The sequence below is a fragment of the Streptomyces amakusaensis genome (genome assembly GCF_039532665.1).
In the GTDB taxonomy this organism is placed as follows: domain Bacteria; phylum Actinomycetota; class Actinomycetes; order Streptomycetales; family Streptomycetaceae; genus Streptomyces; species Streptomyces amakusaensis.
Window position 1 is genome coordinate 34351 of the sequence record NZ_BAAASB010000020.1, and the last position, 23792, is coordinate 58142.

The 23792-nt window shown below is 70.6% G+C and carries 26 protein-coding genes; 12 read left to right on the forward strand and 14 right to left on the reverse strand.

The features are described 5' to 3' along the window. Nucleotides 1–76: 76 nt before the first annotated feature. A complete protein-coding gene (locus ABD371_RS28795; protein ID WP_381734988.1) occupies nucleotides 77–1039 on the reverse strand; it encodes a hypothetical protein in 963 nt (320 codons plus the stop codon). 172 nt (nucleotides 1040–1211) lie between these two features. Here ABD371_RS28795 and ABD371_RS28800 point away from each other — a divergent pair, with 172 nt between their 5' ends. Further along, nucleotides 1212–2405, forward strand: a complete 1194-nt coding sequence (locus ABD371_RS28800) for an RtcB family protein (RefSeq protein WP_344483194.1) — start codon at nucleotides 1212–1214, stop codon at nucleotides 2403–2405. A gap of 29 nt (nucleotides 2406–2434) precedes the next feature. Here ABD371_RS28800 and ABD371_RS28805 read toward each other — a convergent pair whose 3' ends face one another. Beyond that, nucleotides 2435–3196, reverse strand: coding sequence for an SDR family NAD(P)-dependent oxidoreductase (locus ABD371_RS28805; protein ID WP_344483197.1), 762 nt, complete (start codon nucleotides 3194–3196; stop codon nucleotides 2435–2437). A 286-nt stretch (nucleotides 3197–3482) separates the two neighbouring features. Then, nucleotides 3483–4493, reverse strand: coding sequence for a hypothetical protein (locus ABD371_RS28810; protein WP_344483431.1), 1011 nt, complete (start codon nucleotides 4491–4493; stop codon nucleotides 3483–3485). 116 nt (nucleotides 4494–4609) lie between these two features. On the opposite strand from ABD371_RS28810, the gene ABD371_RS28815 reads away from it, so the two are divergent. Beyond that, on the forward strand, nucleotides 4610–5266 hold the full coding sequence (locus ABD371_RS28815) for a TetR/AcrR family transcriptional regulator (RefSeq protein ID WP_344483200.1): 657 nt from the start codon (nucleotides 4610–4612) through the stop codon (nucleotides 5264–5266). 48 nt (nucleotides 5267–5314) lie between these two features. Here ABD371_RS28815 and ABD371_RS28820 read toward each other — a convergent pair whose 3' ends face one another. The 5 genes from ABD371_RS28820 to ABD371_RS28840 form a co-directional block, all read right to left on the reverse strand. Then, on the reverse strand, nucleotides 5315–5650 hold the full coding sequence (locus ABD371_RS28820) for a YnfA family protein (protein WP_344483203.1): 336 nt from the start codon (nucleotides 5648–5650) through the stop codon (nucleotides 5315–5317). Nucleotides 5651–5688: 38 nt separating this feature from the next. After that, on the reverse strand, nucleotides 5689–7137 hold the full coding sequence (locus ABD371_RS28825) for an FAD-dependent oxidoreductase (RefSeq protein ID WP_344483205.1): 1449 nt from the start codon (nucleotides 7135–7137) through the stop codon (nucleotides 5689–5691). A gap of 136 nt (nucleotides 7138–7273) precedes the next feature. Continuing rightward, entirely contained in the window at nucleotides 7274–8008 is a 735-nt protein-coding gene (locus tag ABD371_RS28830; protein WP_344483207.1) for a Mut7-C RNAse domain-containing protein, read from the reverse strand. A gap of 5 nt (nucleotides 8009–8013) precedes the next feature. Further along, entirely contained in the window at nucleotides 8014–8307 is a 294-nt protein-coding gene (locus ABD371_RS28835; RefSeq protein ID WP_344483210.1) for a hypothetical protein, read from the reverse strand. A gap of 244 nt (nucleotides 8308–8551) precedes the next feature. Then, nucleotides 8552–8776: a hypothetical protein gene (locus ABD371_RS28840; RefSeq protein WP_344483212.1), complete on the reverse strand. Its 225-nt coding sequence runs from the start codon at nucleotides 8774–8776 to the stop codon at nucleotides 8552–8554. Nucleotides 8777–8913: 137 nt separating this feature from the next. Here ABD371_RS28840 and ABD371_RS28845 point away from each other — a divergent pair, with 137 nt between their 5' ends. Both ABD371_RS28845 and ABD371_RS28850 read left to right on the forward strand, forming a co-directional pair. Beyond that, complete coding sequence (locus ABD371_RS28845; protein WP_344483215.1) at nucleotides 8914–9744, forward strand: helix-turn-helix domain-containing protein; 831 nt, start codon at nucleotides 8914–8916, stop codon at nucleotides 9742–9744. Continuing rightward, the gene (locus ABD371_RS28850) at nucleotides 9744–9956 is read left to right on the forward strand and encodes a DUF397 domain-containing protein (RefSeq protein WP_344483217.1); all 213 of its coding nucleotides are present in this window, start codon (nucleotides 9744–9746) and stop codon (nucleotides 9954–9956) included. Before ABD371_RS28845 ends, ABD371_RS28850 begins: the two co-directional genes overlap by 1 nt. Before the next feature lie 97 nt (nucleotides 9957–10053). Here the strand turns inward: ABD371_RS28850 and ABD371_RS28855 are convergent, their stop codons facing one another. Both ABD371_RS28855 and ABD371_RS28860 read right to left on the reverse strand, forming a co-directional pair. Then, the gene (locus ABD371_RS28855; RefSeq protein ID WP_344483220.1) at nucleotides 10054–11169 is read right to left on the reverse strand and encodes a serine hydrolase domain-containing protein; all 1116 of its coding nucleotides are present in this window, start codon (nucleotides 11167–11169) and stop codon (nucleotides 10054–10056) included. A gap of 87 nt (nucleotides 11170–11256) precedes the next feature. Beyond that, a complete protein-coding gene (locus ABD371_RS28860) occupies nucleotides 11257–11928 on the reverse strand; it encodes a DUF4097 family beta strand repeat-containing protein (RefSeq protein WP_344483222.1) in 672 nt (223 codons plus the stop codon). A gap of 223 nt (nucleotides 11929–12151) precedes the next feature. Here ABD371_RS28860 and ABD371_RS28865 point away from each other — a divergent pair, with 223 nt between their 5' ends. After that, nucleotides 12152–12895, forward strand: a complete 744-nt coding sequence (locus ABD371_RS28865) for a GbsR/MarR family transcriptional regulator (protein ID WP_344483225.1) — start codon at nucleotides 12152–12154, stop codon at nucleotides 12893–12895. Here the strand turns inward: ABD371_RS28865 and ABD371_RS28870 are convergent. The 3 genes from ABD371_RS28870 to ABD371_RS28880 all read right to left on the reverse strand — a co-directional run bounded on the left by ABD371_RS28870 (nucleotide 12892) and on the right by ABD371_RS28880 (nucleotide 15201). Continuing rightward, entirely contained in the window at nucleotides 12892–13959 is a 1068-nt protein-coding gene (locus ABD371_RS28870) for a Rieske 2Fe-2S domain-containing protein (RefSeq protein ID WP_344483228.1), read from the reverse strand. The two genes, ABD371_RS28865 and ABD371_RS28870, sit on opposite strands and share 4 nt — an antisense overlap. Nucleotides 13960–14055: 96 nt before the next feature. After that, nucleotides 14056–14583, reverse strand: coding sequence for a GNAT family N-acetyltransferase (locus ABD371_RS28875; RefSeq protein ID WP_344483231.1), 528 nt, complete (start codon nucleotides 14581–14583; stop codon nucleotides 14056–14058). Nucleotides 14584–14643: 60 nt separating this feature from the next. Next, complete coding sequence (locus ABD371_RS28880; protein WP_190125854.1) at nucleotides 14644–15201, reverse strand: hypothetical protein; 558 nt, start codon at nucleotides 15199–15201, stop codon at nucleotides 14644–14646. Nucleotides 15202–15475: 274 nt separating this feature from the next. Between ABD371_RS28880 and hemL the strand changes: the two genes are divergently transcribed. The 6 genes from hemL to ccsB all read left to right on the forward strand — a co-directional run bounded on the left by hemL (nucleotide 15476) and on the right by ccsB (nucleotide 21838). Next, the gene (hemL, locus tag ABD371_RS28885; RefSeq protein ID WP_344483236.1) at nucleotides 15476–16783 is read left to right on the forward strand and encodes a glutamate-1-semialdehyde 2,1-aminomutase; all 1308 of its coding nucleotides are present in this window, start codon (nucleotides 15476–15478) and stop codon (nucleotides 16781–16783) included. Further along, on the forward strand, nucleotides 16780–17475 hold the full coding sequence (locus ABD371_RS28890) for a histidine phosphatase family protein (RefSeq protein ID WP_344483239.1): 696 nt from the start codon (nucleotides 16780–16782) through the stop codon (nucleotides 17473–17475). Before hemL ends, ABD371_RS28890 begins: the two co-directional genes overlap by 4 nt. Before the next feature lie 164 nt (nucleotides 17476–17639). Continuing rightward, nucleotides 17640–18248 carry a TlpA family protein disulfide reductase gene (locus ABD371_RS28895; protein WP_344483241.1) on the forward strand — a complete coding sequence of 203 codons (609 nt, stop codon included), beginning with the start codon at nucleotides 17640–17642 and terminating at the stop codon, nucleotides 18246–18248. After that, the gene (locus ABD371_RS28900) at nucleotides 18248–18985 is read left to right on the forward strand and encodes a cytochrome c biogenesis CcdA family protein (protein WP_344483243.1); all 738 of its coding nucleotides are present in this window, start codon (nucleotides 18248–18250) and stop codon (nucleotides 18983–18985) included. Before ABD371_RS28895 ends, ABD371_RS28900 begins: the two co-directional genes overlap by 1 nt. A gap of 4 nt (nucleotides 18986–18989) precedes the next feature. After that, nucleotides 18990–20774 (forward strand): cytochrome c biogenesis protein ResB, encoded by a 1785-nt coding sequence (gene resB / locus ABD371_RS28905; RefSeq protein WP_344483245.1) that lies wholly within the window; start codon nucleotides 18990–18992, stop codon nucleotides 20772–20774. After that, on the forward strand, nucleotides 20771–21838 hold the full coding sequence (ccsB, locus tag ABD371_RS28910; RefSeq protein ID WP_344483247.1) for a c-type cytochrome biogenesis protein CcsB: 1068 nt from the start codon (nucleotides 20771–20773) through the stop codon (nucleotides 21836–21838). Before resB ends, ccsB begins: the two co-directional genes overlap by 4 nt. Before the next feature lie 60 nt (nucleotides 21839–21898). Here the strand turns inward: ccsB and ABD371_RS28915 are convergent, their stop codons facing one another. After that, on the reverse strand, nucleotides 21899–22231 hold the full coding sequence (locus tag ABD371_RS28915) for a PLD nuclease N-terminal domain-containing protein (RefSeq protein WP_344483249.1): 333 nt from the start codon (nucleotides 22229–22231) through the stop codon (nucleotides 21899–21901). Between the two features lie 89 nt (nucleotides 22232–22320). Here ABD371_RS28915 and ABD371_RS28920 point away from each other — a divergent pair, with 89 nt between their 5' ends. Beyond that, the gene (locus tag ABD371_RS28920) at nucleotides 22321–23772 is read left to right on the forward strand and encodes a menaquinone biosynthesis decarboxylase (protein ID WP_344483251.1); all 1452 of its coding nucleotides are present in this window, start codon (nucleotides 22321–22323) and stop codon (nucleotides 23770–23772) included. Nucleotides 23773–23792 lie beyond the last annotated feature (20 nt).

The following is a 23792-nucleotide window of genomic DNA, read 5'->3' on the forward strand; positions in this document are numbered from 1 at the left end:
GGCCACGGACACGGTACGCGGCCCCGGCGCGCGGCCGGGTCCGCCGCCGGGCGCGGGCGGCACGGCCGCCGGGCCGTCAGCCGCCGAGCTTGCCGGCCAGCTTCCCGGCCAGGCTCCGGGCCTTGTCCTGGAGTTCCTTACTGTCGGGAACCGAGGTGATACGCCCGGACTGCTCGGTGTAGACGACGGTGACGATCACATTGGATGTGCGGAACGCCACGCTCACGGTGCGCCGCTGGGCGGTGGATCCGGCTCCGGCGGGGGTGAGCGTGTCGTTGATGAAGGCGGCGTCCCCGAGGTCGTCGAGGATGCGCGGTTCGAGGTCGGCGGGGTCGCTCTCCAGGCCCTCGTCGGTTCCGTCCGGGGGAGCGGAGGAGGAGTCCGACGGGCTCTGCGACGACGTCGACGACGGCGATGTCCCGGCGCTCTCCTCGGTCCCCGATGTCTCCTCGGTACGGATGGTCTGGGCCGTCTCGTTCGCGCCCGCCGGGTCGGCCGTCGCGGACCCCGTACCCGCCGTGTCGGAAGGGGTGCTCGCCGGGCGCAGGGCGGTGGGGTACTTCTTGAGGAACACCTCCTGCGCGCGGTCGCTGTCGCTCACGGCGGGGTCGTAGGACACCACGCGCTCGAAGTCGAGGCTGAGGGTGTGCGAGGCGTCGGGGGAGTCGGCCCGCCAGCCGCAGCCCACCCGGCGGTCGGTGTCGAAGGTGCTGGCCGCGGTGCCGCGCAGGGCCTTGCGCTGCTGTGTCTCCGGGAGTCCGGTCACCCCGGGCAGCAGATCCCTGAGCGTGGAACGGCCCACCGAACCGCAGGGCTCCAGCAGGGTGCGGTACTTCCCGGGCTGGGCGGCGGCCTGGGTCCCGTTGCCGGGCTTGGAGTCCCCGGCGGAGCCCTCGGCACCGGAGTCGTCGGTGCAGCCGGTCGCCAGCGCCGCGAGGAGACCCGCCACGAGAACGGGCACGTACACCATGGACGCGCGGGGTCTGATCCCCCGGGCCGGGGCTGCCTCACGGCCGGGCGCGTACGCCTTTCGCTGCACGGTACCGGGCTCCCTTCGAGCGGAAAAGCGGTTGCCGCGCGAGGGCGGCCGATGGACACAATGTCTATCGCACGCACTGCCGTGGCTGCCGGTCCGCTGGGTCTTACGCGGACATTGGCACCGGTTTTGCGGTTCATTGTTTTTCATGGCTTATCGGGGGAATCGGGGAAGTATGTCGTACGTAGAGGTACCGGGGGTCCAGGTCCCGATCCGGATGTGGACCGACCCCGCGTCGGTCGAGGACATCGCGATGCGGCAGCTGCACAATGTGTCCACGCTGCCCTGGATCAAGGGCCTGGCCGTGATGCCGGACGTCCACTACGGCAAGGGCGCCACCGTCGGCTCGGTGATCGCCATGGAGGGCGCGGTCTGCCCGGCGGCGGTCGGCGTCGACATCGGCTGCGGCATGTCGGCGGTGAAGTCCTCGCTCACCGCCAACGATCTGCCGGGCGATCTCTCCCGGCTGCGCGGCAAGATCGAGGACGTGATCCCGGTCGGCCGGGCCATGCACTCCGAGCCGGTCGACACGGCGCGGGTGTTCGGCTTCCGGGCCGAGGGGCTCGACGATTTCTGGGGCCGTTTCGACGGCGTCGCGGACACGGTCAAATTCCGCCGCGAGCGGGCCACCCAGCAGATGGGCACGCTGGGCGGCGGAAACCACTTCGTGGAGCTGTGCCTCGACGAGACCGGCGCGGTCTGGCTGATGCTGCACTCCGGCTCCCGGAACATCGGCGCGGAGCTGGCCGCCCACCACATCGCCGAGGCCCAGAAGCTGCCGCACAACCAGGACCTCCCGGACCGGGATCTCGCGGTCTTCGTCGCGGACACCCCGCAGATGGCGGCGTACCGCAACGACCTGTTCTGGGCCCAGGAGTACGCGAAGCACAACCGCGCGATCATGATGGGCCTCTTCCAGGAAGTGATCCGCAAGGAGTTCCGCAAGGCGAAGGTCGCCTTCGAACCCGTCATCTCCTGCCACCACAACTATGTGTCGGAGGAGCGGTACGACGGGATGGACCTGCTGGTCACCCGCAAGGGAGCGATCCGCGCCGGCAGCGGCGACTACGGCATCATCCCCGGCTCGATGGGCACCGGCTCCTACATCGTCAAGGGCCTCGGCAACGAGAAGTCCTTCAACTCCGCCTCCCACGGCGCGGGCCGCACCATGAGCCGCAACCAGGCGAAGAAGCGCTTCACCACGGCCGACCTGGAGGAGCAGACCCGGGGCGTCGAGTGCCGCAAGGACCCCGGCGTCGTCGACGAGATCCCCAGCGCGTACAAGCCGATCGAGCGCGTCATCGACCAGCAGCGCGATCTGGTGGCCGTCGTGGCGAAGCTCAAGCAGGTCATCTGCGTGAAGGGCTGAGTCTTAAGAGCCTCAGAGCCCCGGGGGCCTCACAGCTCCCGGTGCACCTTGGTGTTGGAGGCCTGCACTCGGGGGCGGACCATCAGCAGATCGATGTTGACGTGCGGCGGGCGGGTCACCGCCCACGTGATGGTGTCGGCGATGTCCTCGGCCGTGAGCGGCTCGGGGACACCGGCGTAGACCTTCGCGGCCTTCTCGGCGTCGCCGTGGAAGCGGGTGGTGGCGAACTCCTCGGTCCTGACCATCCCGGGCGCGATCTCGATCACGCGCACCGGGGTGCCGACGATCTCCAGCCGGAGCGTCTCGGCGAGGACGTGCGCGCCGTGCTTGGCGGCGACATAGCCCGCGCCGCCCTCGTAGGTGCCGTGCCCCGCCGTGGAGGTGAGGACGACCACCGTGCCGTCGCCGCTCTCGGTCAGCGCGGGCAGCAGGGCCTGGGTGGTGTGCAGGGTGCCGATGACATTGACCTCGAACATCCGCCGCCAGTCGGCGGGGTCGCCGGTGGCGACCGGGTCCGCGCCGAGCGCGCCCCCGGCGTTGTTGATCAGTACGTCACAGCGGTCGAGACCGGCGGCGAAGGCGTCGACGGCCGCCCGGTCGGTGACGTCGAGGGCGTGGGCGGTGGCCCGGTGGCCCGCCGAGACGAGTTCCCCGGCGAGCGCCTCGATCCGCTCCGCCCGGCGCGCGGCGAGCACCACGTGATAGCCGGCGGCGGCCAGCCGGCGCGCGGTGGCGGCCCCGATGCCGCTGCTGGCTCCGGTGACGACGGCGACGGGGGTACCGGTGGTCATGTCCTGCTCCTCGGCGGTTTGTTTGAACGGCACAGCGGTGATCGGCACAGCATCGAACGACGCCGCCAGGATAGGCGGGGGCCGGCCCGAGGGGGGATCCCTGGCGCATGGCCCGGATCTTGTCCACGCCCGGGCCGGCTCTCCCGGTCCAGGCGAACGGTCGGTCCAGGCCGACTGCCTCCCCGATCGACCAGCGGTCGCCCGCAACGCCGGCAGCGGCAGTGGTGGACCGGCGCGAGGTCCGCGGCAGGTTCGGTGAATGCCGCTTCCGTCCGCCAGAGGGCTGTCACCTCCGATACCGCCGAGCCACTGCCGCGAAGGCGGCCTTGGGTTCCCATTCCATGTCGGGATAGGCCTCTCCCCGGCGCCCTTCGAGGATTTTGACGATGCCCAGGCCGGCCCGGTCCAGGTCGTCCCGGGGGTCGCCGTCCGGGCGGTGCGGGTAGCCGGGCTGGGCGAACAGGAACACGAACGCGCTGTCCACGCCCTCCGTCTCGAAGATTTCCAGGAGTTCGCTCAGGTATGCGGCCTGGCCTGCCTCGTCCCGCTCGTATGTGCCGTTCAGCCGGACGGGTGCCTTGGTTCGCGGGTCGTGCTCGACCACTTCCAGCACGCGTCCACCGCGGTCTCCCGCGCCCTGGTAGGCCGCGGTGCCGAAGCCGGTGACGGCGAGCGGCTTCGGGCCCTGGGCCAGGCTGCGCACGGCGTCCCGGAACCGGTCGGCGACCTCGGCGGAGCGGATCAGCTCGAACGTCACGATGTCGAAGGGGGTCCAGTCGACCTGCTCAAACTGGATGGAGGCGTAGGTGAGCGCGCCCTGGAAGCGTTCGCGGACCGTGGCCGCGGCATCGCCGAGGAACGCGTTGACGCGCACGCCGAGCTCACGCATCGCCTCGGCCCGTCGCTCGGGTCGGCTCATGAGCTGCTCGACCCGCTCCTCCGGGCTCTCTCCGGGCAGGAACCCGCGGTTCATCACGCTCAGCTCGACCCCTGCGACGAACACGACCGAGGCCCCCTGCCGCCGGAGTCGCTCCGCCCGCTCGGCACAGTCACGGAAGAGCGCGAGGATCCGGTCCGGATCCAGCTCCAGCGGATAGGGCGAGAACCAGACCTCCAGACCGAGTTCGGCGGCTAAGCCGGCGGCCGACTCCAGCCGGTCCGGGTCGCCGCCGATGATCTGGACCGCGTTGCAGTGCAGGTGGTCGCGGATGATGGTGAGCTCGCGCCGGACCACCGAGGGATCGAAAGGCTCGTGGGAAATCCGGCCGTGCACAACGAATCCGGTGCTGTAGGTCATTCCCCTTGCGCGCATGGCGACGTCCCTTCTGTCGGTCTCGGCCGAATCGAGGCTGACAGGGAATGTGCGTGCACGCAAGTTTGCGTCCGCGCATTCCTGTGTGGAACGCTGACAGCGTGACGACACCACCACCAGGGCTGCGGGAGCGCAAGAAGAAGGCCACGCGCGAGGCGCTGCGCGAGGCGGCCCTGCGCCTGGCCATGGAGCGCGGACCGGACCAGGTGCGGGTCGAGGACATCGCCGAGGCGGCCGGGGTCTCGCCGCGCACCTACAACAACTACTTCGCCAGCCGCGAACAGGCGATCGTCTCCGCTGTCACCGCAGACCGGGAGGCGCGCATCGCGGCGGCGGTCGCCGCCCGGCCCGCGGGAGCGCGCCTGGCCGATGCCGTCACCGAAGCGGTGGTCGAGCAGTACACGAACACCGGTGAGCGTGAACACGCGGCACTTCTGCTGATCACCACCCGGACCGCGCTGCGCGACGCGTTCCTCGACGCCACCGCCGGCATCGAGCACCCTCTTGCGGCGGTGATCGCCGAATGCCTGGACGACGCCGGAACGCACACGGCTCGTGTTCTCGCGGCAGGTGTCGCCGCGGCGGTGCGCATCGCGCTGGAAGGCTGGCTCCAGCCGGCCGGGAACGAAGGGGCCGCCGGGAGCTTCGGCGGCGAAGGGCTGGTCGTACCTTCCGGCTCCCTGCCGGACGAGCTCCGCGCGGCGCTGGCCCCGCTCGCGCCCGCGTTCGACGCGGCCGAGCGACGCACCCGGCCGTGAAGCCGAACCGGGTGCTTCCGCGCGGGTGATGAGCCGCCGGGGCCCGGCTCAGCGGCCCCGGGGCGCGTACATGATCAGGGCCATGCCCAGCAGGCAGACCAGCGCGCCGATCACGTCCCAGCGGTCCGGCCGGTAGCCGTCGGCCACCATGCCCCAGGCGATGGAGCCCGCGACGAAGACCCCGCCGTACGCGGCGAGGATCCGGCCGAACTCGCCGTCGGGCTGGAGCGTGGCGACGAAGCCGTACGCGCCGAGCGCGATGACCCCCGCGCCGATCCAGATCCAGCCGCGATGCTCCCGGAACCCCTGCCACACCAGCCAGGCACCGCCGATCTCGAAGAGGGCGGCGACGATGAAGAGGGCGGCGGAGCGCAGGACGAGCATGGGAACAGCCTGCCATGGGCCCCGGCGCCCTCCGGGCGTCAGGCCCGGCCCGCCCAGGCGATGTAGCCGTCGGGGCGGATCAGCAGCGCGTCGCGCCGGTCCGACGCCCAGTGCGCGGTGACGGTCCCCGCCGGGGCGGGGGCCTCGGAGGGCTTCGACCCGGGCGGTGCCACCAGGACGTGTGTGCCGCCGCGCAGCAGCTCGTGGAGACGGCCCTCCACCAGCCGCAGATCGGGGGCGCGCCGTCCGGTCAGCGGGTGGGACCCGCGGGGCCGGGCGTAGGAGATGCCGATGCCGGAGATCTTCCCGGCGGCCAGGTCCCCGGCGGCCGGGACGGCGGTGAGCAGCCGGACGGCGGCCGAGCGCAGCGCCAGCACGGGCCGGGTGTGGGCGACGACCATGCGGAGCATCGCGCCGCTGGAGCGGACCACCATCGCCCCGACCGGGTGCCGTTCCGCGTGGTAGCTGTCGAGGAGGGCCTCGGGCTCGGGGGCCTCGCCCCGGACCACCGAGGCCAGCTTCCAGGAGAGGTTGGCCGCGTCCTGGAGGCCGGTGTTCATGCCCTGGCCGCCGGCCGGGGAGTGGACGTGCGCCGCGTCGCCCGCGAGGAAGACCCGGCCGCTCCGGTAGGAGGGGACCTGCCGCTCGTCGGAGTGGAAGCGGGAGACCCAGCGGGCGTCGTGCATGCCGAGGTCGGTGCCGTAGACGGTACGGGTGATCTCGCGCAGCTCCGCCAGTTCGACGGGGGCCGTGTCGGGGATCTGGCGGTCGCGACGCCAGGCGATGATCCGGTACCAGCCGTCCCCGAAGGGGGCGACGAAGGAGACCGCGTCGCCGGTGGCGACGGCCGTGATCCGCTCCGAGGGCGGCTCCGTCAGCCGTACGTCCGCGAGGATCATCGAGCGGATCACCGCCTTGCCCGGGAAGGGCGTCCCCAGCAGGCGGCGTACGGAGCTGTGCGCGCCGTCCGTGCCGACGGCGTAGCGGGCGCGGATCGTGGAGTGCGCGCCGTCGGCCGAGGTCACCCCGGCGATGACCTCGTTCGCGGTCTGGGTCAGGCTCGTCAGCTCGGTCTCGTGGCGGAAGGAGACACCGGCGGCGCGGGCGCGCCGCTCCAGCAGCCTCTCCACCTCGTACTGAGGGGTCACCAGCACGAAGGGGAAGCGGGTCGCCAGCCGGTTGAGGTCCAGGACGGTGCTGCCGAGGAACTGGATGCCGTTGGTGGGGGTCCCCCGGGTGATCAGCTCGTCGGCGAGGTCGCGGGCGTCCAGCTGCTCCAGCGTCCGGGCGTGCACGGCGAAGGCGCGGGTCAGGGAACTCGTACCGGACGGGCGGCGCTCGATCAGGGTGACGCGGACGCCCGCGGCGGCGAGATCCCCGGCGAGCAGCAGCCCGGTGGGTCCCGCGCCGACGACGAGGACTTCGGGGGCGGGGCCGTCCAGGTCGTCGGGCCTGTCGGACCCGTCGGTTCCATCGGTTCGGCTCATGGCTGCCTCCTTCAGGCCGACGCGAGGACGGCCGGCGGACGGTGGTCGATCAGCTCGTCCGCCACGCTACTCCGGGCCCCGGCGATCACGCCGTCATGAGGGTGATCCGTTTCAACTCCCGTAATCTTGAGGCGAGTTAAGCGGTCGCGCCGCCGAACTCCCGCACCGCCTCGTCGACGATCGCCTCCAGCCGGGCGTGGTGCGCGCCCCGCCAGTACACCCGTTCGCACGCGGAGCACTGGGCGAACACGTCGTACGACCGCTGGGTGCCCTGCTCCAGCCGGCCCTGCACGGTGTCCTTGTCGGCCTCCCGCAGCGGTCCGTTGCACGCGGTGCAGCGGCTCCACGGCGCGAGCGGGGGCGCGAACCGCTCCAGTACGTCCCTCAGCTGCTCCTCGGGGCGGTCGCTGTAGACATAGGCCCCGGCCCAGATCTCACGGCGGCGCAGCAGCCCCCGGTCCCGCGAGAGCAGCACCCGCCGCTCCTTCGCGGAGAGCGCGGCCAGCGCCGGGTCCCCGATGTCCTCGCTCTCGTACGCCGCGTCCACGCCGAGCAGCCGCAGCCGCCGGGCGAGCGTGCCGAGATGGACGTCGAGCAGAAACCGCAGCGGGGCCCCGGGCACCCGCTGCGGGCGTTCCACCGCGAAGACCTCGACGCTCTCGCCCTCGCGCGGGATGTGAGCCACCGTCACCGGCTCCCCGTCGACCAGCAGCCGGCCCGCCTCGGTCAGCGGGACGCCCAGCGACTCGACGACATGACCCAGCGTCGAGGAGCCGTCCGTGCACAGTGGCGTCCGGCCCTCGCGGTACTCCGACGGGACGAACAGCCGCAGCTCGGGGGCGACGGCGAGATGGATTTCCGGTCTGTTCATGCTGATCAGGATGTCATCGGGCGAGCCCGGCGGCAGCGGAGGTCGGGGCAGCGGATGCCCGTGACGGCTCCGGTGTCGCTGTCCCGGTGTACGTGGGTGTGGGAGGTCGCGTGCGCGTGGGTGCGGACGGGGACGCCCCAGCGGGTGAGGCGGGCGGCGAGCCAGGGGGCGTGGACGTCGTACGTCCGGGCGATGGCTTTGAGGGAATCGCCGCGGGTGTAGCGGGTGATGACGGTGGTCCGGTCGGTGATGACGCGGTTGCGGGCGGCTGCTTTCTCCGCTGCCGTACGGCGTGGCACTGCCCAGCCTCCTGTTCGTTCGGTGTGGGTACGGGGATGGGTGCGGGGTGGCCCCGGCCGCCGCGTGGGTACCGGGTGACGGCCGGGGCCGGGGAACGGGCCACGGGGCCTGCTCCCCCTTCCCCCGGCCGGGCACGCATCGCCCGGCCGGGGGGTCCGCCGCTCCGTGCGATCTTCCGCAGCGCCGGGGGACGCTGCCGCACAGGAGCGGGGGGTCTGTGGGGTCGCCGCCGGTGTCAGCGGCTCACTGCCAAGTCCGTTTGCGGCTGTTGGCGTTCCGTTCGGCGACCGCCGCCGAAAGCCTGTCGGCGTCCGTGGGCGGACGCACGTCCTTCCTCAACGCCTCCCACTCCAGGCCGCCCTGGGGAGGCCGGAGCGCGTAGTGCGTCGCGCACTCCGCCATCACCACCCCCAGAGCCCTGGCGCCGGCGTCGTACGCGATGTCCCCCACCACGAGCCCGCCGCTCATGCCGCCTCCAGAAAACCGCTCATGCCAGACACCGAATATTCCTCTCTGTAGTACGACGACTACTCGGTGATGGCAGAGTGGCGTACGTCCGGAGCGCGTTCAACTGATGCAGATTGCTTGATGAATCGGGAGTCGGGATGCCGAACCGCAGGGAGCTGAACCCCGAGAGCGGACCGGGGGCGGCCTTCGGGGCGCGTCTGCGCACTATGCGGGATGCGCGCGGCTGGACCCAGGAGGAACTGGCCGAACGGCTCGGGTGCACCGGGTCGCATGTATCCGCTGTGGAAATTGGCCGACGCTCACCAACTCAACGTTTCGCGTCCGGCATTGATAGGGTTTTCGACACCGGAGATCAGTTCGAGCGCCAGAGTCTGGCGGTGCGGAAAACGGCACTGTTGCAGGGGTTCCCGGACTATGTCGGGCATGAGCGCCGGGCGTCGGAGATCAGGTTGTTCGAGTCGGGAGTGATTCCCGGCCTCCTTCAGACGCGCGAGTACGCGAGCGCGATGGCGGCTGGCGCGGTGCGGCGTGGGGACATCACCCCCGAACAGGCCGCCGAGCGGGTCGACTATTTGATAGAGCGGCAAGCGGGGCTCGTCCGGACGCCCGCGCCGCTGATCTTCGCCGTGCTGGACGAGAGCTGTATCCGTCGGCCGATCGGCGGACCCGAGGTGATGGACGCCCAGTTGGCACGGCTGATCGAGTTCGCCGCGCTTCCCCACACCGGGCTTCAGATCGCGCCGTACTCCATGGCGGAGGACAAGCCTTTCACTCGCATGGTCTTTCTTCTGACGATGCCCGAACGGGCCCTGATGTCCTACGTGGAGTCGCAGACGCATACGTATCTGGACCGTGAGCTGTCATCCGTGCTGCCGTTGATGAGGAACTACCATCAACTACAGCTCGGGGCAATGTCTCAGGCGGACTCAGTCGCCATGATCGAACAGCTACGAAAGGGCAATCTGTAATGAGCAAGACCAGCTCTTCCCCGCTTCGGTGGGTCAAGTCCTCGTACAGCACCTCGAACGGTGGTGACTGCGTCGAGTGGGCTCCCGGCCACGCGTCCGCCACCGGCGTCGTCCCCGTCCGTGACAGCAAGAACCCGGCCGGGCCGACCCTGATGGTGTCCCCCTCGGCCTTCGCCGGCCTGGTGACCCTCGCCCGGTCCAGCGCCGTCTAGGCACCCGTACAACACCACCCCGAGCCCCGCCGTTTCCCATCTTCCGGAACGGTGGGGCTCGGTCGTACATGGAGGCGCGGGCGCACGGGTATGAGGATCACCGCTCGGCCGCCGGGGTGTCCTGGCCGCCGAACACCTCCTCGACGAGCTGTGCCACGGCCTTCTGGAACGCCCCGGCGAGGGACAGCGCGGCGTCGTCCACGTAGTTCAGCGCGGCGATCAGGGTCTTGCTGCCGTCGGCCGTGCTGTACATCAGCGCTCCGTGGCCCGCCACACCGCCGTTGTGGGTGATGACGGTGCCGCCGTTCCCGCTCGCCTGCTGGACGAACAGGCCCAGGCCGTAACCGGTCTCGGGGTGCGGCTCGCACATCTCGGCCAGCAGCGGGGCGGGCAGCAGCTTGCCGCTCAGCAGCGAGGAGATGAATGTGTGGAGGTCCCGGGTGGTGGAGATCATGTCTCCGCCGGTCGAGATCCAGGAGGGGTCGTGCCGGGTGACGTCGACGGTCTCCGTCCGCCCGGCGTCCTCGTACCGGTAGTAGGCGCGGGCGTGCGGCTCGGGCAGCTCCGGGTCGCCGTCCGGCACCAGGGTGTCCGACAGTCCGAGCGGCTCCAGGACCAGTCGCCGCATCTCCCCGGCGAAGGAGCGGCCGGTGGCCTTCTCGACCAGCAGCCTGAGCAGGACGTAGTTGGTGTTGGAGTAGCTCCAGCCCGTTCCCGGCTCGAACCGCGCGGGCCGGGACAGGGCCAGTCGCACCAGTTCCTCCGGCTGGTAGGCCGTGAACCGCTTGTCGACCCACTCCTGGCCCGTGTTCGTGGCGGGGATCCCCGGGGTGAAGGTCCCGTCGGCGTGGTACTCGCCGGTGAAGTTGAACACCCCGCTGGTGTGCCGCAGCAGCATCCGCACCGTGATCCGCGGGTCCAGCCCGAACCCGGGCAGGTGGTCGGCGGCCGGGGCGTCCAGCTCGATCGCGCCTTCGGCCACCAGCCGCAGCACCAGGGCCGCGGTGAAGGTCTTGGTGTTGCTGCCTATCCGGACGTACCCGTCCACCGGGGGCTTCTCGGTCCCGCCCAGCTCGCGCGCCCCGGCGCTGCCGACCCATTCGCCCTGTTCGTCGTGCAGGCGCATCGTCACACCGGTGAAGCCGGACTCGATCATCCCCTCGATGAGCTTCCGCAGCTCGGGACGGTCCTGGTCGCCAAGGGTGAGGGACATGGTGGGTGCTCCTTCAGGTCTGAGGGGGGAGTGCGGTGGGGAGAGTGCGGGTGAACGGGCCGGATCGGCGCGGGGTGTGTGTCCGCGTCAGAGGCTGCGCGCGCTGATGTCGCCGTAGGCGGTGGTGGCGTGGACGGTGAGGGCGGCGTCGGCGCCGTCGGCGTTCCGGAGCGTGTTGTGGATCCGGCCGTAGGAGGTGCCGGCGTCCAGGGAGGCGGAGACCCCACGGGCGGCGGCGACGGAGATCTCGCCGTGCTCGGTGCGCAGCGTGACCGTGCCGCGCACGGCCTCGTCGACGCGGAGGTCGCCCTTCTGGGTGCTGATGTCCGCGTCGCCGCCCAGACGGCCGACCGTGACGTCGCCCGACTGGAGGGTCAGCCGGACGCTCGCGGCCTCGTCGAGCTTGACCGTGCCCTGAGCGGTCTCGAAGGTGACGTCGCCGAGCCGTCCGACGCCCCGCAGCCCGGCGAGGGCCGCGTTCGCCTCGACGTGGGATCCCGCGGGCAGCTGGACCGTGACCTCGACGGATCCGGAGGGGCCGAAGACCTGGTTGTCCGCCCGCGGGGCGGTGATCCGCAGGACGTTGTCGCCGTGGACGACCTCCGTGCGCTCCGCGGCCTTCGCGTCGCGGCCCGTGGACGGGTTCTTGGGGAGGACCTCGACGGTGGTGTCGGCCCGGTCGGCGGCGATGAGACGGATGTCGCCGGCGGGGACGTCCAGGATGACGGTGACCGGGGTGGGGGTGTCGAACTTCTGCATCGTACTGCCCTTCCGTTGCTGTTTCCGATGAGGGAAAAGCTACGTTGCATTTCCAGGTCTGGCAATCACATCGTTGCGATGGATCGACATAACCGCAGCTCAAGGCAGTGAATTCATTGCAATGAGGGAAGTTTTAACGCAACGATCAAGATGTGACACGTTGCAATGGATCGAAAGTGAACGCTACTGTGGGGGGCCACGGACGATCACGGAGGAGAACACGATGCCAGGCGGCCGACTCACCCAGCAGGAACGCCAGCGGATCGCGCTGGGGCTGGCCGACGACCTCTCCTACGCGGAGATCGCCAGAGGGCTGGACCGCCCGACCTCGACCGTCACCCGCGAGGTCATGCGCAACGGCGGCCCCGCCGCCTACCGCGCCGACCTCGCCCACCGCGCCACCGAACGCCGCGCCCACCGCCGCAAGAAGACCACGACGGCCCCGGACCCCGGCACGCCCCCGCAGACCCATGGGCGCGACGCCGAAGCGGTGCGCGAGTACGAGGAGACGTTCGCCACCGTCTTCATGCAGTCGGGCCTGCCCAGGATGACGGCCCGGGTCCTGGCCAGCCTCTACACCACCGACGCGGGCAGCCTCACCGCCTCCGAACTCGCCGGACGCCTCCGGATCAGCCCCGGGTCCGTCTCCAAAGCGGTCACGTTCCTCGGCAGCCAGGGCCTGATCCGCCGCGAACGCGACGACCACCGCCGTGAGCGCTACGTCGTCGACGACGACGTCATGTACCAGTCCACGATGGCCAGCGCCCGGGCCACCGCGCACCTGGGCGACATCGCCCGGCAGGGCGTCGGCGTCCTCGGCCCCGACACCCCGGCCGCCACGCGCCTGGAGAACATCGCCCGCTACGTGGACTTCGTCTCCGAGAGCATCGCCCGCGCCGCCGACCAGGCCCGCGAGATCCTCCACACGACGCCCGGCGGGACCTCCGACGGCGCCCACAAGTCCTAGCTGTCCTGGCCGCCGGTCTCGTCGGCCACTTCGGGCGGGGGGTAGAAGCGGCGGGCCCAGTGCCGGAAAGAGCCGATCGGTCCGTCGCCGTGGGCGAGGCGGGGTGGCTGCCGGTACAGCTTGTGGTGCCAGACGGGGAAGTCCGCGGCGGTGAATTCGCGGCTGGCGCGGAAGATCGGACGGTTCAGCAGCCGGGTGGCGGTCCGGCTCACCGCACGGGCGAGCGGGCCCGGCAGCCGTCCCGGCTGACTGAACGCGATCCGGTTCAGCTGCCGGAACTGCATCCGGTTGGGGCCGATCGCGGTCGGCATCACCATCGTGCACATCCGCAGCCCGACCCGCGAGGTGTACACATCGGCGTGCAGACACCCCAGCCCGTATCCGTCCACCTCCACCTCGACCGTGAAGTCTCCGAGCAGCGGTGCCGACTCCTGTGCCCGCAGCGACACATGGAAGCCGGCTCCGTCGTAGGCGACGGGCCCGCCGACGTCCGCCTTCTTCCAGCCGTGGAGCGTGGCGAAGTGCCCGACGTCCACCGAGTTCTCGATGACCTCCTGCACATGCCCCGCCAGTTCCCACACGACACCGCGGGCGGGCAGGTGGCCGATCACATGCCAGTCGGGGATCGACCAGTCCGGGGGGCGTCCGTCGTGGTGCCGCCACACGAAGACGGCCCCGTTCGCTTCGCGCACCGGCAGCGATTCCAGCCCCGACCTGGGTGGTGGTGGGGTGCCGTAGCCCGTCCGCACACACGCGCCGTCGGGGCCGAACGCGAAGAGATGGAACGGACACACCAGGTCGTCCCCCTCCAGCCGTCCCAGACCGAGATGCGCACCCAGGTGCGGACAGTAGGGGCGCACGGCCCGAACCGCCCCCGTCCGCAACCGGTACAGCACCACGTCCTCACCCGCGAGCGGACGCGTCAGGACAGCGCCCGCCCGCACCTCCCCCGAGAACGCCAGCGCGGACCAGCCGCTCGGATACGGCAGAGCGGGTGTCCCCGCCCTGTCCGCCGGAGTCGGCCCCTCGCTGATCCCGCGCCCGTAATCACGTGAAAATCCCACCATTCCCCCCTCACGGATGCCGCTCCGGGAAGCCTGCCCACCCAGATGCGGCATCGGCGAGGAATGCCGGAAATCACCTGAACGGGGAGGGGGCGCTCAGGGGGCGGACAGATCGAACCGCCAATTGTTCGCCCGTATCGGATTGCCCTCCGGATACTCGGTGTCGAACGCGCCCAGCAGCGTGAACCCGGCCTTGGCGCAGACCCGGTTCGACGCTTCGTTCGACGTCTTCGGGCAGGCGTGCAGATAGCGCCGCCCGCCCTGCCGGGCACGGGCCTCGGCGATCACCGCGAGGGCGGCGGCGGTGGCGATGCCACGGCCCTGGAAGGCGGGCAGCACGCCCCAGCCGATCTCGTAGGCGGGCTCGCCCCACTCGTCGGTCTCCCAGTAGGTCACCGTCCCCGCGTCCTCGCCGGTGTCGGCCGTCACCACGCGGTAGACCCGGCCGGGGCCGGTGCGGTCCGCGCTCAGGGCGACATAGCGCCGGTGCCGGGCGAGGAGGCGCTCCTCGGTCTCGGGGCCGCCCAGATGCTGCATCAGCTCGGGGGCGTTGGCCGCGCGGAGCAGCGCGAGATCACCTTCGGTCCATCCTTCGAGGCGTACCGCCGCCGCGTTGGTCACCATGTCCCGAACTGTAGGACCCGGCACTGACAGTGCCCCGGAGCGGCGGCCGACGGCGAGGGATCAGGGCCAGACCAGGCAGTACGGCTGGTGTCCCGCCTCGTGGAGGCGGAGGCTGAAGTCCTGCCACTCGTGGAGGAGCCGGTAGACGTGGAAGGCGTCCCTGGGGCCGCCCCGGTCGGGGACGGTGGACCAGATGAAGGCGGCGGCGCCGACGGATTCCTCGCCTATGTCGCGGAGGGGGTCCACGACGGTCATGGGGAGCTTGACCACGGCGTAGTCCGGATGCAGGACGACCAGCTCCAGCGGCGGGACTTTGCTGAGGGGCATGCCCTGGATGCCCATCAGCACCATGGCGGCTATGGTCTCTGGCTTGATCTTGGTGAAGAGGCCGCCCATGCCGAGCTCGTCCCCGCCGAGTTCTTCCGGGCGCATCGAGATGGGGACCCGTGCCGCCGTCGCCCCATTGGGCGCACCGAAGTATTTGTAGGTCACCCCCATGCGGCCGTTCCTGCCTCCCATGGCATCCGCGTCGGCGTCGCCCCGCCGGTGCTTGCCCCTCCGGGCAGGCTCGGGACCCAGGTCGTCGGTGCCCTCGCCCAGTCCGCCGCCGCGATACATATCTCCACCCGACCACTCGCGGCCCCCGCCGCGCAACCCGATCATCGTGACAGTGACCTCCCCCGCGCACGCCTGGTGAAACACCTGTCCGCGAGGAACGCCGTGGCCTCTGACACCATGGATTCCGTGAGCCTTCCCTGTGTCGCACCAGTTTCGCAGATGCGAGGGGGCTGACGTCGTTCCGTCGTACGAGGAGATCCCGCTCCCCGCTCACCCGTGGCCGAGATCATCCGCCCCCGGCCGCCCGAACCCCGAATCGCAGATCAGGACCAAAGTGGCGTATTCATACGAAGCCCCAGTTTCGCAGGCGCTCTTCGACCGCGCGTCCGTCGTGACGCCCGGCGGCGTCAACTCTCCCGTGCGGGCCTTCAGGGCCGTGGGCGGCACGCCCCGGTTCATGGTGTCCGGCACCGGCCCGTACCTCACCGACGCGGACGGACGGGAGTACGTCGACCTCGTCTGCTCGTGGGGACCGATGATCCTCGGCCACTCCCACCCGGCCGTTCTGGACGCCGTGCGGGAGGCCGTCTCGCGCGGCACCTCCTTCGGCACGCCCGGCGAGGGCGAGGTCGCCCTGGCCGAGGAGATCGTCGCCCGGGTGGCCCCCGTCGAGCAGGTGCGGCTGGTCTCCAGCGGCACCGAGGCGACGATGTCCGCGATCCGGCTCGCCCGGGGATTCACCGGCCGGGCCAAGGTCGTGAAGTTCGCCGGCTGCTACCACGGCCATGTGGACGCGCTGCTCGCGGCGGCCGGCTCCGGCGTGGCGACCTTCGGGCTGCCCGACACCCCCGGGGTCACCGGCGCGCAGGCGGGCGAAACGGTCGTCCTGCCCTACAACGACCTCGAAGCGGTCCGGCGGGCCTTCGCCGCGCACCCCGGGGAGATCGCCTGTGTGATCACCGAGGCCTCGCCCGGCAACATGGGCGTGGTCCCCCCGCTGCCCGGTTTCAACCAGGGCCTGAAGGACCTCTGCCGCGAGCACGGCGCGCTCTACATCTCCGACGAGGTGATGACGGGCTTCCGCACCAGCCGGGCCGGCTGGTACGGCGTCGACGGCGTCGAGCCCGATCTGATGACCTTCGGCAAGGTCATGGGCGGCGGCTTCCCGGCCGCGGCCTTCGGCGGCCGGGCGGACGTGATGGGACACCTGGCCCCGGCCGGCCCCGTCTACCAGGCGGGCACCCTCTCCGGGAACCCGATCGCCACCGCCGCCGGACTGGCGCAGCTGCGGCTGCTGGACGAGACGGCGTACGCGAAGGTCGACGCGGTCTCCGCCACGATCCAGGAGCTGGTCACCAAGGCGCTCACCGAGGCGGGCGTGGTCCACCGGGTGCAGCGGGCGAGCAATATGTTCTCCGTCTTCTTCACCGCCGACCCCGTCACCGACTACGAGGGGGCGAAGCGGCAGGAGGCCCACCGCTTCAACGCCTTCTTCCACTCGATGCTCGCCGACGGCGTCTATCTCCCGCCGTCCGCCTTCGAGTCCTGGTTCGTCTCCACGGCCCACGACGACGCGGCGGTCGAGCGGATCGCCGCCGCGCTGCCCGCCGCCGCCCGGGCCGCCGCCGAGGCCACGGCATGAGCACGGGGAACGGCCTCGACACCACCCGGACGGTGGTCCATGTGGTGCGGCACGGAGAGGTCCACAACCCCGACGGGGTCCTCTACGGCCGCCGCCCCGGGTACCACCTCTCCGACCTCGGCCGGGAGATGGCCGACCGGGTGGCCGAGCACCTCGCCGACCGGGACGTCACCCATGTCGTGGCCTCCCCGCTGGAGCGCGCCCAGGAGACCGCCGCCCCCGTCGCCAAGAGCCACGGGCTGTCGCTCGGCACCGACGAGCGGCTGATCGAGGCGGGCAATGTCTTCGAGGGCAAGACCTTCGGCGTCGGCGACGGCGCGCTGCGCAGGCCGGGGAACTGGCGGCATCTGACCAACCCCTTCCGTCCGTCCTGGGGCGAGCCGTACATCGAGCAGGTCGTGCGGATGTCGGGCGCGCTGGACTCCGCGCGGGACGCGGCCCGGGGCCACGAGGCCGTTCTCGTCAGCCATCAGCTGCCGATCTGGATCGTCAGGAGCTTCGTCGAGCACCGCAAGCTCTGGCACGACCCGCGCCGCCGGCAGTGCACGCTGGCCTCGCTCACCACCTTCACCTACACGGGCGACCGGCTCGTCTCGGTCGGGTACTCGGAGCCCGCGCGCGATCTGGTGCCCCCGCATCTGCTCGCCGGGGCCAAGCCGGTGAAGGGCCAGTCGAAGGCCTTCGGGGCCTGAGGAACTCCCGCCGGGTCCGCCGGAGAAGGGCTTTGATCCCTTCTCCGGCGCGCCGCGGCCGGAACACTTTCTTTAAGGCCCCTTGACAACAGGCCCAAGGGGGGTCATACGGGCAGCGAGGGGGGCGCTCAAGATCGCTGCAACCGCCATGCGAAACTTTTCACATGAGCCTGAGCCGTGCCTCTCGTGCTGCCCTGCTGACCGCCGTGACCGTGGCCGGCGGGCTCGTCCTGCTCACCGCCTGCGGCGGCGGTGAGACCGGCAAGACCGGTGGCGGCGACGACAGCAATTTCGTCACCAACACCGGTGGCATCTCCACCGTCGCCCAGGGCGAGCGCAGAAGCACCGGCGAACTCTCCGGCGAAACCCTGGAGGGCGAGAACCTCGATGTCGCCGACCTCAAGGGCAAGGTCGTCGTCCTGAATGTCTGGGGTTCCTGGTGCCCGCCCTGCCGGGTCGAGGCACCCCATTTCGTCAAGGTGTCGAATGACCTGAAGCCCAAGGGCGTGGAGTTCGTCGGCATCAACACCCGGGACCGCCAGAAGGGTCCGGCGCTCGCCTTCGAGAAGGATTACGACGTCGACTACCCGAGCCTCTTCGACCCGGCCGGCAAGCTGCTCGTCAATGGCTTCCCCAAGGGAACCCTGGCCCCGCAGGCCATTCCCTCCACCGTCGTTCTCGACCGCGAGGGAAAGATCGCCGCGCGTTCGCTGATGGCTCTCAATGAGAAGCAGCTCCGCAAGATGATCGACCCGCTGATCGCGGAGAAGTGATGAACGAGACCGTTTTCAGCGGGGCGCTCGCGCTGGCCCTGCCGATCGCACTGCTGGCCGGGCTCGTCTCCTTCTTCTCGCCCTGCATACTGCCGCTCGTGCCGGGCTATCTCTCCTATGTCACCGGTATCACCGGAACCGATCTGGCCGAGGCCAAGCGCGGCCGGATGCTCCTCGGCGCTTCCCTCTTCGTCCTCGGCTTCACCGCCGTCTTCGTCTCCGGCGGGGCGCTCTTCGGGCACTTCGGCAGCGAGCTCCAGGCCAATCAGGAGACCATCTCCAAGATCCTGGGCGTGGTGATGGTGCTGCTCGGGGCCTTCTTCATGGGCGGGATGCCCTGGCTCAACCGGCGCGAGTTCCGCTTCCACAAGAAGCCGGTCGCCGGGCTGGCGGGCGCTCCGGTGCTGGGCGCGCTCTTCGGCGTCGGCTGGACCCCCTGCATGGGCCCGACCCTCTCCGCCGTGCAGCTGCTCGCCCTGGAGCAGGGCAGCGCGGGCCGGGGAGCCATACTGACCGTGGCGTACTGCCTGGGCCTCGGTCTGCCCTTCCTCTTCGCCGCCATCGCCTTCCGCAAGGCCCTCGGCGCGTTCGGCTGGATCAAGCGCCACTACGTGTGGGTGATGCGGGTCGGCGGCATCATGATGATCGCGACCGGGGTGCTGCTGCTGACCGGGATCTGGGACGTCATGATGCAGCAGGCACAGAGCTGGACCACTAGCTTCACGGTGGGGATCTGAACCAATGAGCAAGACAGAGACAGACGCAGGGTCCGGGGCCGGGAACACGGCGGCCGAGGACGGGGAGCACCGCGACAGCGAAGCCTCCGCCCGGCTCTCCACCGCACCGGCCGAGGACCGCCCCGGCGACGACCGCCTCATCGGCGGCCCCACCCTCGGGGTCGTCGGCTGGATCCGCTGGTTCTGGCGGCAGCTGACCTCGATGAGGGTCGCGCTGATCCTCCTCCTGCTGCTCTCGCTCGGCTCGATCCCGGGCTCCCTCATCCCGCAGAACAGCGTGGACGACCTCAAGGTGAGCGTCTGGAAGGAGGAGAACGAGGCCTGGACGCCGCTCTTCGAGAAGCTCCAGCTCTTCGACGTGTACAGCTCGGTCTGGTTCTCCGCGATCTACATCCTGCTGTTCGTCTCCCTCATCGGCTGCATCGTCCCGCGCTCCTGGCAGTTCGTGGAGCAGCTCCGCAGCCGTCCGCCGGGCGCGCCCGGCCGGCTGAACCGGATGCCCGCGTACACCACCTGGCGCACCGACGCCGAGCCCGAGGAGGTGCGGGAGGCGGCGCTGTCGATGCTCAAGCGCCGCCGGTTCCGCGCCCACACCGTCGGCACCGCCGTCGCCGCCGAGAAGGGCTACCTCCGCGAGGCCGGGAACCTGGTCTTCCATGTCTCGCTGATCGTGATGCTGGTGGCGTTCGCCGCCGGGCAGCTCTTCAAGTCCGAGGGCGGCAAGCTGATCGTCGAGGGCGACGGCTTCTCCAATGTGCTCCCGCACTACGACGACTTCCGGTCCGGCGCCCTCTACGACACCGACGACCTGGTCCCGTTCACCTTCATGCTGGACAGCTTCACCGGCACCTACGAGCGCACCGGTCCGCAGCGCGGCACCCCGCGCACCTTCGAGGCGGCCGTCACCTGGTCCGAGCCGGGCGGCAAGGAGAAGAAGTCCAAGATCGAGGTCAATAAGCCGCTGGTCGTCGACGGCACCAAGGTCTATCTGCTGGCGCACGGGTACGCGCCCGTCGTGACCGTCCGCGACGGCCGGGGCAAGGTCGTCTACCAGGACGCGGTGCCGCTGCTGCCGAGGGACGCCAATGTCACCTCCACCGGCGCGATCAAGGTCATGGACGGCTACCGCGACAAGAACGGCAAGAAGCGGCAGCTCGGCTTCAGCGCCTTCTTCGTGCCGACCTTCGCGGGCCACGGCGAGGGCAACATGTTCTCCACCTTCCCCGGCCTGGACGCCCCGATCCTGGCGCTCACCGGCTTCACCGGCGACCTGGGCGTCAACGCGGGACTCCCGCAGAACGTCTACCAGCTGGAGACCCGCAAGCTGAAGCAGTTCAAGGACAAGGACGGCAACAAGCTCGCCAAGCGCCTGCTGCCCGGCGAGACGATGCAGCTCCCCGACGGCGCGGGCTCCATCACCTTCGAGCCGGAGGTCAAGGAGTGGGCCAGCTTCCAGATCTCCCAGTCGCCCGGCAACGGCTGGGCGCTGGGCGGCGCGATCGCCGCCATCGGAGGCCTGGTCGGCTCGCTGTTCGTGCGTCGCCGCCGGATCTGGGTGCGCGCCGTACGCGGTGACGACGGGGTGACGGTGGTGGAGATGGCCGGTCTGGGCCGGGGCGAGTCGCCCAGGCTCCCGGAGGAGCTGACCGAGCTGGCCCTGACGCTCCACGAGCGGACGCCCGCCCCGGCCGAGGACACCTCGTCCGACACGCCCGACGATCAACCGAACGATTCCGACGACGATCGAAGCGATTCCGTGGAAGTTTCCGCCGAAGGGGCTGGGAAGTGACTCTCGCCGCCGCCACCAACGAGAACCTCGCCCAGATCAGCAACACGCTGATCTACTCGGCGATGGCCGTCTACACGCTGGCCTTCCTCGCGCACATCGCCGAGTGGGTCTTCGGCAGCCGCAGCAAGGTCGGCCGTACCGCCGCCGCGCTCACCGCCACGGCCCCCGCCGTGACCGTCCAGGTCCGGGGCAAGGAGGGCGGCACCGCCGTCCTCGACAAGCCGAAGGTCGTGACGCGTGCCGCGCCCGGCGCCCGGGACGTCCCGGACGGCCCCGGAGCCGCCGGCGGCACCGTCAAGGGCGATCTGTACGGCCGGATCGCGATCGCGCTCACCGTGGTCGCCTTCGCCGTCCAGGCGGGCGGCGTCGCGGCCCGCGCGTTCTCCGTGCAGCGCGCCCCCTGGGGCAACATGTACGAGTTCTCCATCACCTTCTCCACGGTGCTGGTCGGCGCGTACCTGGTGTTCCTGGCGGCGGGGAAGAACGTCCGCTGGATGGGGCTGCCGCTGGTCGGCACGGTCCTCATCGATCTGGGCATCGCCACCACCTGGCTCTACACCGCCAGCGACCAGCTCGTCCCGGCGCTGGACTCCTACTGGCTGTGGATCCACGTCTCCACCGCGATCTTCTGCGGCGCGGTCTTCTACCTCGGCGCGGTCGGCACCCTGCTCTATCTCTTCCGCGACTCCTACGAGAGCAAGCTCGCCCGGGGCGTGAAGCCCGGCGCGTTCCTCACCTCGGTGATGGAGCGGCTGCCCTCGGCCGCCTCGCTGGACAAGTTCGCGTACCGCGTCAACGCGGCGATCTTCCCGCTGTGGACGTTCACGATCATCGCGGGCGCGATCTGGGCGGGCGACGCCTGGGGCCGCTACTGGGGCTGGGACCCCAAGGAGGTCTGGTCCTTCATCACCTGGGTCGCCTACGCCTGCTACCTCCACGCCCGCGCGACCGCCGGGTGGAAGGGCCGCAAGGCGGCCGTGCTGGCGCTCATCGCGTTCGCCTGCTGGCTCTTCAACTACTACGGCGTCAACATCTTCGTGGACGGGCTGCACTCGTACGCGTAAAGCCCCTCCCGTACGCACGACAGAGCCCCGCACCTTCCGGTGCGGGGCTCTCGCGCGCTCTCAGGCCTCGTCGTCGTCCTTCTTCTTCTCGCGCTCGTCCTTCGGCGGCTGCTCGTCCTTCAGGGACTTGAGGAACTCCGGATTGTCGTCCGGGGCGACCCAGCCCCCGCCGCGCCCGCCCGCGCCGCCGCCGGCGTATCCGGCGGTCCTGCGGGGACGGCCCGCGATGAACCAGGCGACCGGGCCCAGCAGCACCTGTCCGAAGAGAAGGACGATAAGGACCCACGCGACCTTCGGCAGATTCCTGACCTCCTTCTCGGGAGTGTTCAGGCAGTCGATGAAGGCGTAGATCCACAGCGCCAGGACCAGCAGAAAGGGCAGATACCTGAGCATGGTCTTACGGTCCCCCAGGGAGAGGCGGTGGGGCGCGGAACCGGCCCCGGTGACGCGGCCAGGGTAACCGGTACCGGATACTGGGGCGCATGGCTTACGACGATCTTCGCTCCCTGCTCAGGGCCCTGGAACGCGAGGGAGACCTCAAGCGGATCAAGGCCGAGGTCGACCCCCATCTGGAGATCGGGGAGATCGTCGACCGGGTGAACAAGTCGGGCGGACCGGCGCTGCTCTTCGAGAATGTGCGCGGCTCCGCCATGCCGCTGGCGATGAATGTCTTCGGCACCGACCGCCGGCTGCTCAAGGCGCTCGGCCTGAAGTCGTACACGGACATCAGCGACAAGATCGGCGGGCTGCTCAAGCCCGAGCTGCCGCACGGCTTCGTCGGGGTCCGCGAGGCCTTCGGCAAGCTCGGCTCGATGGTCCACGTACCGCCGAAGAAGGTGAAGGACGCCCCCGTGCAGGAGGTCGTACTCCGGGGCGAGGAGGTCGACCTCGACCAGCTCCCCGCGCTCTTCACCTGGCCCGAGGACGGCGGCTCCTTCTTCAATCTGGGGCTCACCCACACCAAGGACCCCGAGTCGGGCGTCCGCAATCTCGGCCTCTACCGGCTCCAGCGGCACGACCGCCGCACCATCGGCATGCACTGGCAGATCCACAAGGACAGCCGCAACCACTACCAGGTCGCCGCCCGCCGGGGCGAGCGGCTGCCCGTCGCGATCGCCTTCGGCGCGCCGCCCGCGGTGACGTACGCCTCCACCGCGCCGCTCCCCGGAGACATCGACGAGTACCTCTTCGCCGGCTTCATCCAGGGCAAGCGGATCGAGATGGTCGACTGCAAGACCGTCCCGCTCCAGGTCCCCGCGCACGCGGAGGTCGTCCTGGAGGGCTGGCTGGAGCCGGGCGAGATGCTGCCGGAGGGCCCCTTCGGCGACCACACCGGCTTCTACACCCCGCAGGAGCCCTTCCCGGCGCTCACCATCGACTGCGTGACCATGCGGCGCAAGCCGCTGCTCCAGTCGATCGTGGTGGGCCGCCCGCCGACCGAGGACGGTCCGCTGGGCCGGGCGACGGAACGCTTCTTCCTGCCGCTGCTCAAGATCGTCGTACCGGACATCGTGGACTACCACCTGCCCGAGGCGGGCGGCTTCCACAACTGCGCCATCGTCTCGATCGACAAGAAGTACCCCAAGCACGCGCAGAAGGTGATGTCCGCGATCTGGGGCGCGCACATGATGTCGCTGACCAAGCTGATCATCGTGGTCGACAAGGACTGCGACGTCCACGACCTCCACGAGGTGGCCTGGCGGGCGCTGGGCAACACCGACTACGCGCGCGACCTCACCGTCGCCGAGGGGCCGGTCGACCATCTCGACCACGCCTCGTACCAGCAGTTCTGGGGCGGCAAGGCGGGCATCGACGCCACCGCGAAGTGGCCCGAGGAGGGCTACACCCGGGACGGCGGCTGGCCGCACATGGTCGAGTCGGACCCGGACACGGCGGCGCTGGTCGACCGCCGCTGGAAGGAGTACGGGCTGTGAGCCGCCCCGCACTCCTTCGC